Annotated in this window: 12 protein-coding genes; 7 read left to right on the top strand and 5 right to left on the bottom strand. The window is 62.4% G+C overall.

The window, feature by feature from the left end; translation table 11 throughout:
- Window positions 1–117: 117 nt before the first annotated feature.
- The gene (gene mepK / locus JF290_RS09375) at window positions 118–687 is read right to left on the bottom strand and encodes a peptidoglycan L,D-endopeptidase MepK (protein ID WP_199024584.1); all 570 of its coding nucleotides are present in this window, start codon (window positions 685–687) and stop codon (window positions 118–120) included.
- 342 nt (window positions 688–1,029) lie between these two features.
- Between mepK and JF290_RS09370 the strand changes: the two genes are divergently transcribed.
- The 4 genes from JF290_RS09370 to JF290_RS09355 are packed head-to-tail and all read left to right on the top strand — an operon-like array spanning window position 1,030 to window position 5,292.
- Window positions 1,030–2,646 carry a L,D-transpeptidase family protein gene (locus tag JF290_RS09370; RefSeq protein ID WP_199024583.1) on the top strand — a complete coding sequence of 539 codons (1,617 nt, stop codon included), beginning with the start codon at window positions 1,030–1,032 and terminating at the stop codon, window positions 2,644–2,646.
- Window positions 2,647–2,676: 30 nt separating this feature from the next.
- On the top strand, window positions 2,677–3,768 hold the full coding sequence (locus tag JF290_RS09365) for a UDP-3-O-(3-hydroxymyristoyl)glucosamine N-acyltransferase (RefSeq protein WP_199024582.1): 1,092 nt from the start codon (window positions 2,677–2,679) through the stop codon (window positions 3,766–3,768).
- A gap of 33 nt (window positions 3,769–3,801) precedes the next feature.
- Window positions 3,802–4,080 carry an acyl carrier protein gene (locus JF290_RS09360; RefSeq protein ID WP_199024581.1) on the top strand — a complete coding sequence of 93 codons (279 nt, stop codon included), beginning with the start codon at window positions 3,802–3,804 and terminating at the stop codon, window positions 4,078–4,080.
- 3 nt (window positions 4,081–4,083) lie between these two features.
- Window positions 4,084–5,292, top strand: coding sequence for a beta-ketoacyl-[acyl-carrier-protein] synthase family protein (locus JF290_RS09355; RefSeq protein WP_199024580.1), 1,209 nt, complete (start codon window positions 4,084–4,086; stop codon window positions 5,290–5,292).
- Window positions 5,293–5,345: 53 nt separating this feature from the next.
- Here JF290_RS09355 and JF290_RS09350 read toward each other — a convergent pair whose 3' ends face one another.
- Window positions 5,346–5,975 (bottom strand): invasion associated locus B family protein, encoded by a 630-nt coding sequence (locus JF290_RS09350; protein ID WP_199024579.1) that lies wholly within the window; start codon window positions 5,973–5,975, stop codon window positions 5,346–5,348.
- Between the two features lie 474 nt (window positions 5,976–6,449).
- Here JF290_RS09350 and JF290_RS09345 point away from each other — a divergent pair, with 474 nt between their 5' ends.
- The 3 genes from JF290_RS09345 (at window position 6,450) to JF290_RS09335 (ending at window position 9,921) form a co-directional block, all read left to right on the top strand.
- Window positions 6,450–7,991 (top strand): helicase HerA-like domain-containing protein, encoded by a 1,542-nt coding sequence (locus tag JF290_RS09345; RefSeq protein WP_199024578.1) that lies wholly within the window; start codon window positions 6,450–6,452, stop codon window positions 7,989–7,991.
- An 80-nt stretch (window positions 7,992–8,071) separates the two neighbouring features.
- The gene (locus tag JF290_RS09340) at window positions 8,072–8,428 is read left to right on the top strand and encodes an effector-associated constant component EACC1 (RefSeq protein ID WP_199024577.1); all 357 of its coding nucleotides are present in this window, start codon (window positions 8,072–8,074) and stop codon (window positions 8,426–8,428) included.
- Complete coding sequence (locus tag JF290_RS09335; RefSeq protein WP_199024576.1) at window positions 8,428–9,921, top strand: caspase family protein; 1,494 nt, start codon at window positions 8,428–8,430, stop codon at window positions 9,919–9,921. Before JF290_RS09340 ends, JF290_RS09335 begins: the two co-directional genes overlap by 1 nt.
- Before the next feature lie 12 nt (window positions 9,922–9,933).
- Here the strand turns inward: JF290_RS09335 and JF290_RS09330 are convergent, their stop codons facing one another.
- From JF290_RS09330 to JF290_RS09320, 3 genes are read right to left on the bottom strand one after another with little or no spacing between them, the layout of a single operon-like run.
- Window positions 9,934–11,235 (bottom strand): ABC transporter permease subunit, encoded by a 1,302-nt coding sequence (locus JF290_RS09330; protein WP_199024575.1) that lies wholly within the window; start codon window positions 11,233–11,235, stop codon window positions 9,934–9,936.
- The gene (locus tag JF290_RS09325) at window positions 11,232–12,242 is read right to left on the bottom strand and encodes a branched-chain amino acid ABC transporter permease (RefSeq protein ID WP_199024574.1); all 1,011 of its coding nucleotides are present in this window, start codon (window positions 12,240–12,242) and stop codon (window positions 11,232–11,234) included. The genes JF290_RS09330 and JF290_RS09325 overlap by 4 nt, the downstream gene beginning before the upstream one ends.
- A 3-nt stretch (window positions 12,243–12,245) precedes the next feature.
- On the bottom strand, window positions 12,246–13,073 hold the full coding sequence (locus tag JF290_RS09320) for an ABC transporter ATP-binding protein (protein ID WP_199024573.1): 828 nt from the start codon (window positions 13,071–13,073) through the stop codon (window positions 12,246–12,248).
- Between the last annotated feature and the right edge of the window lie 6 nt (window positions 13,074–13,079).

Raw genomic sequence — 13,079 nt, 5'->3', positions numbered from 1 at the left:
TGACCATCAGGGCGGCTCGATTGCTTTCAACACGGCTCTGACGATAGGGCGACAAAAAAAGACCGCTGCCTCGGCAACGGTCGGTTGATGTGTTCGAAAGTGGAAAGGGAAGCTGGCTCAGCCGCCCCAGGTCCGGACCACGCCACAATCCATGTGCACGAAGTTCGACCGCGAGTAGCGTCCCACACCACCTGCGCGGCAGGCAGCAGCCGCCTTGGCCATCTGGTTGACGGAGCGCGAGGACAACCGCAGATCGGCGGCCTGGCCCTGCATGTGAAGCGAATTCTTGGCCACGCCACGCGAGCGGCTGCGCAGCATCGCGTTCGTCTGTGGGCTGCGATATCCCGACAGAAGCATGTAGGGTTCGCTGACGTCCATCAGGTTGTGTGCCGCGGCCATGATGTCGACCGTGCGCAGGTCGATCTGCTTGGTCTGGTCGGTGCGCCAATCGCGCATGAAGTGGTTCACTTCCTTGACGGCGTCCTTGATGTAGTGACCGTCGATCCAGTAGATCATGTCAATCCGTTCACCGGTACGTCCCGAATACATGCGGATCCGGCGAATATCGCCACCTCCGCGCAGGAAGCCTGCTGCATTTGCGAATGTTGGTGCTGCCGTGACTGCCGTTGCCGCGAAGGCACCCAGCAATGAACGCCGGGTGAATCCCGATGTGCTGGTTTCTGTCATGTCTCTGCGCCGTCCTGTACGCTATTTCGTTCCTGCCGGCACACGATGTTACGTGTGCATTTTTAGTAATCCATCCCCGGATGTGTCACACTCATGCCACAGTCGGGTGCTTCCGCCAAGCTTGTTATCACGCAACTTTTAAGAACATTGCATTTTCGGCGAATTATCGCGCATCTCAAACGGCACTCTGGCAAGGCTCGGCTGACCGTTGCGCCCCTGCACCACGGCACGTTTGCCGCGTGTGGTGGAGCAAATGTGAATGGACATGGCTCAACCCGACGGAAACAGTTTGCGATGTCAATAGTTTGATCAGGTAAACACATTTTTCGAAGAGGTCGCTTCATGGCTCAGCAGATCGCCGTAAACCCACACCGCATTCTTCAAGTGTTCGCTGTTGCGCTGGCTTGGCTCGTTGCGGCGCTGGTCGCACCCGCCGAGGCGCAGGTGACGGCGTTCAAGCAGGCTGTTGCCGAGGCAGCGGCCGGTGACGAGGACATCTCCGCCTTTTACCGCGAAACGGAGTACGCCCCTCTGTGGACCGGAAACAGCGACGCTCATCGCGAACGGCGCGCCGAACTGGTCCGTGTGCTGACGCAGGCCCCGTCGCACGGTCTGCCGATAGGGCGCTATGATCTCGCCGGGTTGATGCGGCAAATGGAGTCCGCGCGCAGCAGTCGCGATCTTGGTTCGGTCGAGGTCGCCCTCAGCAAAGCGTTCCTGCGCTATGCACGCGACGTCCAGACAGGCGTTCTTGTGCCGTCTCGGGTGGATTCGGGGCTCGTGCTTGAGGTGCCCTATCGCGACCGGCTCGAGACGTTGAAACGGTTTTCGGACGGTGACCCACGCGCAGTCCTCCAGTCTTTGCCACCGACCTCGACTCAGTACCGTGGCCTGATGAAGGAGAAGATGCGTCTGCAGGATCTGATTGCTCAGGGTGGTTGGGGACCAGCGGTGCCGGGAAACACCTTGAAGCCGGGGCAGGAGGGGGCGGCCGTGATCGCCCTGCGCGACCGTTTGGTCGCCATGGGCCATCTGCCCGCAACGGCCAGCCAAAGCTACGATTCCGCATTGCAGGAAGCGGTCCGCCGTTTTCAGGCGGCGCATGGGCTGGTGGCCGACGGGGTTGCCGGCAAGGAGACGATCAGTGAGGTCAACAAACCGGCCACAGAACGCCTGAAATCCATCATCGTTGCAATGGAGCGGGAACGCTGGATCAACATGGACCTGGGCGAGCGACATATCCTGGTCAACCAGACCGATTTCACCGCTCGGATCGTCGACCATGGCGAGGTCACGTTCGAAACTCGTTCGGTCATCGGCAAGAACACGTCGGACCGGCGTAGCCCGGAATTCTCGGACCAGATGGAGTTCATGGTGGTCAACCCGAGCTGGTACGTCCCGCGCTCGATCGTGACCAAGGAATATCTGCCCAAGCTCAGGAACAACCCCTACGCGGTCAGCCATATCGAGATTACCGACAGCCGCGGCCGCCGGGTGGACCGTTCCAGCGCGAATTTCGCGCAATACAGTGCCCGCAGCTTTCCCTTCGCGATGCGCCAGCCGCCGAGCAAGTCCAACGCCTTGGGTCTGGTGAAGTTCATGTTCCCGAACAAGTACAACATCTATTTGCATGACACGCCGTCGAAAAACCTGTTCGACCGCGACGTCCGGGCTTTCTCGCATGGGTGTATCCGTCTCGCGGATCCGTTCGACTTTGCCTACGCGCTGCTCGCCCCGCAAGCGGCCGATCCGGTCGCCGAATTCCTGCGCGCACTGAAATCCGGACGCGAGACCAAGATCTCGCTTGAGCAACCGGTTCCGGTGCACATCGTCTATCGCACCGCGCTGATGAACCAGACCGGCCAGGCCGAGTATCGCCGTGACGTTTACGGGCGCGATGGCAGAATTTGGGAGGCGCTCGACCGGGCGGGGGTGGTCCTGACCGGCGTTCAGGGGTAATCACGCTCCCATCAGCACACGGGGGGCCATATGCACTTCAAGATCAGCGACATCGCCGAGGCGCTTGGCGCCGAAGCCGTGGGCGACACCGATTTGTCGATCGGCCGCGCAGCGGAGCCGGGGCAGGCCGGGCCTGATGATCTGGCGCTTGCCATGTCTCCGAAATACGCCGAAGAACTTGGCAAGGGCGCGGCGCGGGCAGCGATCCTCTGGCCCGAAGCAGACTGGCAGGCGATGGGGCTTTCCGCCGCCATCTTCGCGCCCCGCCCGCGCATGGCGATGTCGGGCGTGACTCGGATGCTGGATCCGGGGCAGGGCTTCGCACCCGGCATCCATCCTTCGGCTGTGGTCGACCCAACCGCCGAGATCGGCCCGGACGTGTCGATCGGCCCGCTCAGCGTGATCGGAGCGGGGGCCCGCATCGGTGCCGGCTCGGTGATCGGGCCACATTGCTTTGTCGGAACGGATGCCGTTCTGGGAGAACGCGCCTATCTGCGCGAAATGGTCAGCATCGGCGCGCGGGTCACCATCGGAGCACGCTTCGTCGCGCAGCCCGGCGGGCGGATCGGTTCTGACGGGTTTTCCTTTGTGACCCCAGAGGTGTCGACCGCCGAAACCGTGCGCAAGACCATGAAGGATTCAGGGGACGCCAAACCGCAGGAATGGGTACGCATCCATTCCTTGGGCGCCGTGACCATCGGGGACGACGTCGAGACCGGAGCGAATTGCACGATCGACAATGGCACAATCCGCGACACCGAGATCGGCAGTGGCACCAAGATCGACAACCTCGTTCATGTGGGACACAATACCCGCGTCGGAACCGATTGCCTGCTCTGCGGTCAGGTGGGAATCTCGGGCTCGGTCGATATCGGCAAGAGTGTGATCCTGGCGGGACAGGTCGGCGTGGTGGACAACATCTTTATAGGAGACAACGTCGTGGCGACCGGAGGCACCAAGATCCTCTCGAACGTTCCGGCGGGCCGCGTTCTGATGGGCTATCCCGCGGTCAAGATGGAAATCCACACGGAGATATACAAGGCACAGCGCCGGCTGCCCCGACTGGCGCGCGACGTCGCGGCGCTGCAAAAGGCTGTTTTCAAACAGGAACCGAAAGACTAAATCAAGGCCGGAACGACAAATCGGGAGGCCGGGATGAGCATTCAGGACAAGGTGATCGCCATCATCGCCGACCAGGCGGTGCTTGAACCCTCCGACGTCACGATGGACAGTACGCTTGAAGACCTGGGGATCGACAGCCTTGGGCTCGTCGAGAGTATTTTCGCCATCGAGGAGGAATTCGACATCTCGATCCCCTTCAACGCCAATGATCCCGGCGCCAGCGATTTCGACATCTCGAGCGTCGCGGCGATCGTCGCGGGCATCGAGAAGCTGATGGCAGAGTCAAAAGAGCTGTCAGGCCGGGGCACCTGACCGGTGAACAGGGTCGTCATCACCGGCGCGGGCACGATCAACGCTCTGGGCCAGACCGTACCTGAGACGCTGGCTGCGATGCGCGAAGGCCGTTGCGGTATAGGAGAGCTCGAGTTTCGTGATGTCGAGAGGCTGGCGATCCGGATCGGCGGACAAGTGCGTGATTTCGATGCGCAGGGCCGCTTCAATCGGCAACAGTTGTCCCTGTATGACCGGTTCACGCAATTCACCCTGATCGCCGCCAAGCAGGCGATCGAACAATCCGGGCTGGTCTTCAGCGGCGATCTGGCGGCGCGGTCGGGCGTGGTCCTGGGAACCGCAGGCGGCGGGGTCAGCACATGGGATGACAATTACCGCTCGGTTTACGAAGACGGCAAGAACCGGGTTCATCCCTTCGTGGTGCCCAAGCTGATGAACAATGCCGCCGCAAGCCATGTCAGCATGGAGTACAACCTCAAGGGTCCGTCTTTCACCGTCTCGACCGCCTGCGCGTCGTCGAACCATGCCATGGCCCAGGCCTTTGCAATGGTGCGGAGTGGCATGGCCCCGGCGATGGTCACGGGTGGCTCGGAGTCCATGCTCTGCTTCGGAGGCGTCAAGGCGTGGGAGGGACTGCGCGTCATGTCCAAGGACGCCTGTCGCCCGTTCTCGCTCGGGCGCAGCGGAATGGTCCAGGGCGAAGGAGCGGGGATCTTCGTTTTCGAGGCGTTCGAACATGCCCGCGCGCGCGGGGCCGAAATTCTCTGCGAGGTGATCGGCTTCGCCATGTCGTCGGATGCGTCCGACATCGTGATGCCGTCCAAGCAAGGTGCGGCGCGGGCGATGGCCAACGCGCTGGACGATGCAGGCGTGGCGCACGATCAGGTCGGGTATATCAACGCCCACGGCACGGGCACCGCCGCCAATGACAAGACGGAATGCGCCGCCGTGGCCGACGTCTTTGGTGCCCACGCCGACCGGCTGATGATCAGTTCAACGAAGTCCATGCACGGCCACCTGATCGGCGGCACCGGCGCGGTCGAGCTTCTCGCCTGCATCATGGCACTACGAGACGGGATCATCGCGCCCACGATCGGCTATGAGGAACCCGATCCGGAATGCGCGCTGGACGTGGTGCCGAACGAGGCGCGCGAGGCGCATGTCGAGGTGGCAATCACCAACGCCTTTGCCTTCGGTGGCATGAATGCGGTGCTGGTGTTGCGCAAAATCTAGAACGGTGACCCTCCGGCCGGACGCTGTCATCCGGCCGGATGTCTTTGTTGTGCCTACTGACGAAGAACGTCGACGGCTTCGTATCCTGCGGTGAACCCGCTCAACGACATCGGCAGCGCCACGACCTGATCCGGGGCGGGCGCGGGCACGATCGACACAGTCGCCGTCTTGCCGCGCTTGAACGCGTCGATATCCTGCTGGGTCAGCCCGATCTGCGCCGCACAGCCCAACTGGTTGCAGAAGGCGAAGTTGTATCGCTTGCCGGGTCCGTCATCGACCGAGATCGTCAGTTGCGCGGTCAGCAGGGTTTCGAGCGGGACAAGGACGGTCGCGCCCGCCGCAGCCTGCCCGCCATTGTCGATCCGGAATAGCGACACTTCGGCAACCGGATTGTCGTTCCCGTCCGTCAGGATCTGCAGCAAAGAGCAGGGGTCGGTCTCGCCTTCGGTCTTGATGCAGGCGAGATCCCAATCGCCGAACTTCTCCTTGGAGTAGCGTTCGCCGAGTTGCGGACCGGTCGCGACCTCCTGTCCAAGATCAAGAGGGCTCTGTGCTGCCGGCGCCGGAGTATCTCCTGTTGTCGCCTCTGCGGCGGGGTCGTCGGTCTCGGCCTGTTGGGCGAGAACGGGAAGGGCCGCGGTGCTCAAGGCCAGCGCGGTGATCAGGGAAAGGGGTCTGAACATTTCTGTGTCTCTTGTTAGGGTCTACTGCTGGCGAATGGCCTATCACGCGCAGTGACCGCTGTCAGGGGGGTGACGATGAAATCCTTGCACGGATCTGTCAGGTCGCAGTCCGCGCTGCGGGCAGAGTCACCGCGACAGCACCACGTTGTCCCTACACATGAAAAAAGGAGGCCGGACGGCCTCCTTCTCTATGCGTTCTCCCCGTCGGACTGGCCGACTTAGTTATTGACCGGACGTTACGAAAGGGGCGTGCGTGGGTCAACAGAAAACACGAAAAAAATTCCCAAAGATCAATGTGGCCTGCGACTTTAGGAGGGGGAGCAAAAAAGGCCGTACCCGAGGGCACGGCCAGTCTGACAGGGAGGAAGTGCCCACAGACCTGAAAGGACCACATCCGCGGGCACAAATAGATATGGCAGCTATAGGTTAACTTTGTATGGTCGGCAGGGAACGCAGGGTAAAGGATCGCATCTGATGCAGGAAAAGCTGTTCGTCGGAGGCGGCGGGGCCGACTATGCAGAGCCGCAAGGTCTGACGCTGAAATACGCAAATCGCCACGGCCTGGTGGCCGGAGCCACCGGCACCGGCAAGACCGTCACGCTGCAGATCCTCGCCGAAGGTTTCAGCGATGCGGGCGTTCCGGTCTTTTTGTCCGACGTCAAGGGCGACCTCTCCGGTCTCGCCCGATCAGGCTCGTCCGCACACAAGCTCGACGAATCGTTTCGCAAGCGTGCCGCGACGATCGGGTTGTCGGACTATGCCTACAGCGCCTATCCCGTGACCTTCTGGGACCTGCTGGGCGAACAAGGCCATCCGGTACGCACCACCGTGGCCGAGATGGGGCCCCTGCTGCTCGCACGCCTGCTCGAGCTGACCGAGGCGCAGGAAGGCATCCTGAACATCGCCTTCCGCCTTTCCGACGAGGAGGGGCTGCCGCTGCTCGACCTCAAGGACTTGCAATCCTTGCTGGTCTGGATCGGGGAACACCGGGCAGACTTGTCGCTGCGCTATGGCAACGTGTCGACAGCTTCGATCGGCGCGATCCAAAGGCGGCTCCTTGTGCTCGAAAACCAGGGCGGCGCGCAACTCTTCGGAGAACCGGCCCTCGACCTCGCGGATCTGATGCGCCACGACGCGGACGGACGCGGGCGCATCAACATCCTTGCGGCCGACAAACTCATGGGCGCGCCCGGCCTCTATGCCACCTTCCTATTGTGGCTGCTCAGCGAATTGTTCGAAACCCTGCCCGAAGTCGGCGACCCGGACAAACCCAAGCTGGTGTTCTTCTTCGACGAAGCCCACCTGCTGTTTGACGATGCGCCCCGCGCGCTGGTCGACAAGGTCGAACAGGTAGCCCGGCTGATCCGCTCCAAAGGTGTCGGAGTCTATTTCGTCACGCAGAACCCGGCCGACGTGCCTGAGGACATTCTCGGGCAACTCGGCAACCGCATTCAACACGCCCTGCGCGCCTTTACCGCCAAGGACCGCAAGGCGCTCAAGCTCGCGGCCGAAACCTATCGTGAGAACCCGCGCTTCTCGACCGAGGTGGCCATCCGCGAGGTCGGCGTCGGTGAGGCCGTGACATCGATGCTGCAGGACAAGGGCGTACCCGGCATCGTCGAGCGCACGCTGATCCGTCCTCCATCCTCGCAGTTGGGCCCTATCGCCGAGACGGACCGAGCAGCGATCCTCGAGACGTCAGATATGGCCGGCAAGTACGACACCCCGCTTGATCGCCAATCCGCTTTCGAGATGCTCGCCAAACGGGCCGAAGACGCCGCAGCCGCGGCCGAGAAGGCCGAGGAAACCGCGGAGCAGATGGAGCCCATGTTTCGCGAGTTCAACGCCGCGCGGCGCTATAGCGGCAGTCGGGTGCCGCGTTCAACGTCGCGCCCGACCAAACAGACCGAAAGTTTCGGCGAGGCGCTGACCAAGAACGTGATGAAGGAACTGACCGGGACGACCGGGCGCCGTATCGTGCGTGGAATTCTCGGCGGACTCTTCAAGGGTCGCTGAGAGGGGCGACCGGAAGCGATTGACCGAACCGGAATTCTCGGCCAAGTTTCTCTTATTTCGAGAAAAAGGGTCTTTCAGTTATGAGCCAGGTTGAATTGGTTTTGCAGTCCGAAACGATGACGGACGCGGCGATGCAAGCACGGATGCGGCAACTGTCGCGCGAGATGCAGGCCCGCGCGGACGTCAAGACGGAACAAGCACGTGGCCCGGCGCAGGCCGGCGCCAAGGGTGAGCCGATCACCATTGGCGCCCTTCTCGTCACGTTCATCTCCAGCGGTGCGGCGGTTGCGGCGCTGAACGTGCTCAAAAGCTGGATCGAAAAGGACAAGTCGCTCAGCTTCACGATCAAGAAGGCCGATGGCACCGAGATCACGGTGAACGCGACCAACATGGAAGAGGCCGAGAAGTTCGTCCAGTCTCTGGGCGGAGCGGGCTGATGTCCGAGCGCCGTTATGCTCTGTTGATCGGCAACCAGACCTATCCGGCGCCCAGCGACTTCACGCCGCTGAATTGCCCGCACGCCGATGTGGACGCCATGCTAGACGTCCTGCGCGACCCCGAGCGCGGCGCCTTCCACGAGGTCGAAGTCCTCAAGGACGCGGGCAGGGCCGAGACGGTCAAGGCGATCACTACGGCGCTTGGGAGGAAGGACCGGGACGACCTGCTGCTGATCTACTTTTCAGGCCACGGCCTGACCGATGATCACGGCGATCTCTATCTTGCCGCCAACGACTCCGAGAAGCAGCAGCCGCAAGCTACCGCCATCGACGCGCGGCAGCTGTCCATCATGATGGGCCGCGCCGATGCCGGCAAGACGGTATTGATCCTTGATTGCTGCCATGCCGGCGCCTTCCCCACGGGGTTCAAATCAAGCGACGGTTTGCAGGCGACTGCTGACAGCTATGCCAGAGGCGGTGGTTGCTACGTGCTGATGGCCTGTGACGAATTCGAACTGGCGCGGGACGGCGACGAAGGCGAACTGAGCCTGCTGACGCGCCACCTTGTCGAGGGACTCAGGGGCGCGGCCGACATCAATACGGACGGCCGTATCACGGTCAACGAACTGTCCGACTACCTTGACCGGACCTTGGCTGCGGGCGACCTGCAAACCTTCAAGCAAGGGGGGCGCAATCAGCAGGGCGAGGTGCTGCTGTCCTCATCCGGTCTGGATGCGTTCGCCGACATGCTCGAGAAGGCAGAAGAACAGGTGATCGAATGGTCCAAGAAGGGCTCTGTCTCGCGCTCGGTGCGCGCTGAGGTGCTGACCTTCATCAGCGATGGTCCGAACCCAAACGACTCCGAGCGAGCCGGGCTGCTCGGTGCACTGAAAGGGGTGGCCGACGGGCGCTTGCGCCCGGGCGACTTCACCGAGCTTTGGCTGCGCGCCAACACCGGTGTCAGCACCATTGCCGAGGCCCCAGTGGACTCCCAACCGCCTTCAGCCGAGCCGAGTCCGCCCCCCGGCCTGACAGACCCAAGTCCTTCCCCGGGCTTGGCTGAGCCTGCAGCGACTTGGCACGATACGCCTCCGCCCGCCGCGCCGGAGGACCCGCAGACGGAGTATTTCTATCACGAGTCCTACGACGACTCGCTTCTGTCTCCTCCGTTCATCGCCACCGCAGCGACCATGCTGGGGCTGACCCTTCTGCTCTGGCTCGTCGCCCCTTGGATCTTCTGGGGGCTTGGCTGGCCCGATCGACACCCGCCGGCCGATGCCGGCGGGATGTTCATGGGGCTGGTTTTCGTGATGGCTTTGGTGCTCAGCATCTGCTGGGTGCTCATGTTCGAGAACCAGCGCAGCAACGGGGTTCAGGTGCTCAAGCTGTGCCTTCGTACCATCGGTCTTTGGATGTTCGTGTCGCTCAGCTATGAAGTGTTCGACCCGACTGGTATGCTCCCCTATCTCGACGCCTGGCTCGACGCGCCCTGACGCGGCGCCGGTTCAGCGTTCCGGGATCAGCCCGCGTGGGCTGAACCGCAGCACCAGGATCAGGATCACTCCCATCGTCAACAGCCGCATATGCGCGGCGCTGTCCAGCAAGTGCGTCTTCAGAGGACCATCCGCCATGCCCGAGGTCGCCAGTTCCAGCAGGAAGATACCGATCGGTTCGACCTGAACCCAGAGAAACCAGATCAGCATCGCGCCGAGAACCGAACCGAAATTGTTGCCCGATCCGCCCACGATCACCATCACCCAAACGAGGAAGGTGAAACGGAGCGGCTGGTAGGTTCCCGGGGTCAACTGTCCATCCATCGTGGTCATCATCGCCCCGGCCAGCCCGCAAACCGCGCTGCCCAGCACGAAGACCTGCAAGTGACGCCTGGTGACATCCTTGCCCATCGCCTCGGCTGCGACCTCGTTGTCGCGGATCGCGCGCATCATCCGCCCCCAGGGGCTCTTCAGCGCCTTTTCGGCCATCCAGAGCAGGACGCCGAGAACGATGAGGAAAAGAACCGCGTAGCCCAGCTTGACGTACAGGGTCGACGCAGTCACCGGATCCATGCCCAGACCGGCCGCGCGCTCAACGAAACTCGGATCGTTTTGCAAATCGATCTCGTAGGGCACGGGACGGGGCAGGCCGACCACGTTCTTGACACCGCGTGACAGCCAATCCTCGTTCTTGAGGATCGCGATGATAATCTCGGCGATGCCCAGTGTCGCGATCGCCAAGTAGTCCGACCGCAGCCCCAATGCGATCTTCCCGATGATCCAGGCCGCACCCGCGGCCAACAGCCCACCGACCGGCCAGGACAGGATCACCGGCAGTCCCAGTCCACCGAGATACCCCGTCGCTGCCGGATTGACCTTCTCTACCGCCTCCACGGACGGGTCAAGCACTGCGCGATAGACGAAGAAGCCGACCACGATGACCGCCAGCATGGCAAGCGACCGCACCGGTCCCGCGTGCATCCACGTACGTACCAGCACCGCCGCGATCACCGTCGCCGCGCCCAGCAGCAGCGATATGATGATCCCGGTTCCACCTGCGGCCCAGGCTTCGGTTGTGGGCGGCATCGCCACCAGGACGGCAGCCAGCCCGCCCAGTGCGACGAACCCCATGACCCCGATGTTGAAGAGTCCCGCAAATCCCCATTGAAGGTTCACGCCGATCGCCATGATCGCCGACACCAGGCCCATGTTGAGGATCAGCAGCGCCGAATTCCAACTCTGCAGGAACCCGGTCAGGACGATCAGCCCGCCGACGATGGCAAAAAGAAACGTGTTCTTGACGGTCTCGGTCACAGCGCCTTCCCCCGGAACAGGCCCGTCGGGCGGAACAGAAGGACGATCAGCAGGATGGCGAAGGACACCGCCAGCTTGTAGTCGGTGCTGAGCAACTGCACCAGCGTATCCGGTTCGAAACGCTCTGGCAGCAGATAGATGGCGATCTTCTTCCAAGCATAGGTGATCGTTACCTCCGAGAAGGCGATGATGTAGCCACCCGCGATCGCCCCCAGCGGGTTGCCAAGCCCGCCGACGATGGCACTGGCGAAGATCGGCAGCAGAAGCTGGAAATAGGTGAAGGGCTTGAACGACTTGTCGAGCCCGTAGAGAACGCCCGCCACCGTCGCCAGCGCCGCCACGATCAGCCACGTATAGACGACCACGCGCTCCGGGTTGATCCCCGACAATAGCGCCAGGTCCTCGTTGTCGGAATAGGCGCGCATCGACTTGCCGGTGCGGGTGCGATTGAGGAACCAGAACAGTGCCGCGACAACGACTATGGCTGTCACAACGGTGATTCCTTGCGTCGTGCGGATCGCGAGACCTTCGTCCAGACCGGTCATCGCGCGGAAATCGCGAGCCGAGATGATGAACCGCTCGCCGTCGGCGAAATTCTGGTCATCCGGTCCGATGATGAAACGCACCAGCCCGTTCATCACGAACATCACCCCCATCGACACGATCACCAGGATCACGGGCTTGGCCTTCTGCTCGCGATAAAAGCGATAGACCAGCCGATCGGTGACCAGCACGAGCGCAACGCACCCCAAGATCCCGAAGGGCAGGGCGAGCAGCGCCGTCGGCAGCGGCCCAAGCCCGATCCCAACGGACTGCATCCACCAGGTCACAAGGATCGTCACCATCGCGCCGAATGCCATTGTGTCGCCATGGGCGAAATTCGAGAACCGCAGGATGCCGTAAATCAGAGTCACCCCCAGCGCGCCAAGCGCCAACTGGCTCCCGTAGGAAATCGCCGGGATCAGGACAAAATTGGCAAGCGCGACAATAGCGTTGAGGAAATCCATGCCTCAGCCTCCCAGAAAGGATTTGCGAACTTCGGGATCGGCCAGCAGCGCCTTGCCGGTTCCGGAATAGGCATTCGCCCCCTGCACCAGCACATAGCCCTTGTCCGCGATTTCAAGCGCCTGACGCGCGTTCTGCTCGACCATCAGGATCGGAATGCCGGTGCGTGCCACCTCTATGATCCGGTCGAACAGTTCGTCCATCACGATCGGGCTGACCCCGGCAGTCGGCTCGTCCAGCATCAGTACCTTGGGCCGCGTCATCAGGGCGCGTCCCACCGCCACCTGTTGGCGTTGTCCGCCCGACAACTCGCCGGCGGCCTGTTTGCGCTTGTCCTTGAGGATCGGGAACAGGTCATAGACCTGCGCCAGCGTGCCCGAAAAATCGTCGGTGCGGATGAAAGCGCCCATCTCGAGGTTCTCTTCGACCGTCATCGAAGTGAAGATATTGTTTGTTTGCGGCACGAACCCCATACCCTTCACCACCCGCGCCTGCGGCGACAGAGCGGTGATGTCCTCGCCATCCAGGCGTACATGGCCCGACCGCACGTCCAGCATCCCGAACACCGCCTTCATCGCGGTGGACTTGCCGGCCCCGTTGGGTCCCACGATCACCGCGATTTCACCTTCGTCGACCGCGATGGTGCACTCATGCAGGATATCGGGCCCCTTGCCATAGCCGCCCGTCATCGCCTCGCCGATCAGGAACGGACCGCCCGGCGCAGGCACGGCCTTGCCCTTGCGCCGGGCACCTTCGGCAGTGCCATGGCCCTTGGGATTGGCGATGCTGCGGTCCTTGTTGCCGCGATCGTCCTGGTAGGGATTGCTACTCATGCTGCT

The sequence above is a fragment of the Sedimentitalea arenosa genome (assembly GCF_016428585.1).
Taxonomy (GTDB): Bacteria; Pseudomonadota; Alphaproteobacteria; order Rhodobacterales; family Rhodobacteraceae; genus Sedimentitalea; species Sedimentitalea arenosa.
Note: the sequence above shows the minus strand (reverse complement) of the source record. Positions and strands in the feature narration are given on the sequence as shown.